This is a genomic window from Glycomyces luteolus (assembly GCF_027622875.1).
In the GTDB taxonomy this organism is placed as follows: Bacteria; Actinomycetota; Actinomycetes; order Mycobacteriales; family Micromonosporaceae; genus Glycomyces; species Glycomyces luteolus.
In genome coordinates, this window is sequence record NZ_JAPZVP010000049.1 from 1 (window position 1) to 807 (window position 807).

The 807-nt window shown below is 70.1% G+C and carries 1 protein-coding gene; it reads right to left on the reverse strand.

The window, feature by feature from the left end:
- Positions 1-807: PP2C family protein-serine/threonine phosphatase (locus tag O1R50_RS26150; RefSeq protein WP_270113205.1), on the reverse strand; the 807-nt coding region annotated here is incomplete at its 5' end.

Genomic DNA, 807 nt, shown 5'->3' on the forward strand with positions numbered 1-807 from the left:
TCACAACCGGGCGATGATGAGGGAGATGTCGTCGTGGGCGCCGCCGGCGACGCCGAGTTCGTCGAGGACGGTGTCGGCCATCCGCCGCGGTTCGAGGGCGCTGTGGCGGCTCAGGGTCTCGCACAGCCGGTTCAGGCCCGCGTCGATGTCCTCGCCCCGCCGTTCGATGAGCCCGTCGGTGTAGAGCACGAGGGAGTCGCCCTCGGTGTAGGGCTGTCCGGCCTGCGAGCAGGGGACGTGCTTGGGGCGTGCGCCCAGGGGCGGGTCCAGGACCTGGCTCAGCAGTTCGCACTGGCCGTCCGGGTGCACCAGTACCGGGGGCGGGTGTCCGGAGTTGCTGTAGATGATGAGTCCGCTGGAGGGGTCCACCATCGCTTTGACGGCGGTGGAGTTCAGCGCGCCTTCCATGGAGCGGGCGTACAGGCCGAGGACTTCGAGGGCGTGGGCGGGTCGTTCGAGGGCGCGGATGGCGGCGTTGAGGACGCTGCGGAGCATGCCCATGACGGCGGCGGCCTCCAGGCCGTGGCCGACGACGTCGCCGGCGGCGAGTGCGAATCGGCCGCCGGAGAGGTCGACCACGTCGTACCAGTCGCCGCAGACGTTCATGGTTTCGACGGCGGGCAGGTAGCGCACGACGACATCGGTGTGCTTCTCGAGGTCGGGCGTCAGCAGCATGGCCTTCTGGAGGGTGACGGCGACCTGGTGGTCGCGTATGTTGGCCTCGCTCAGCTCCACGTTGAGGTGCTGGAGCTCGCGGGCCCGTTCGAAGAGCTCGGCCTCCCGCGCCATCGCCTCGGACGGCGCCTC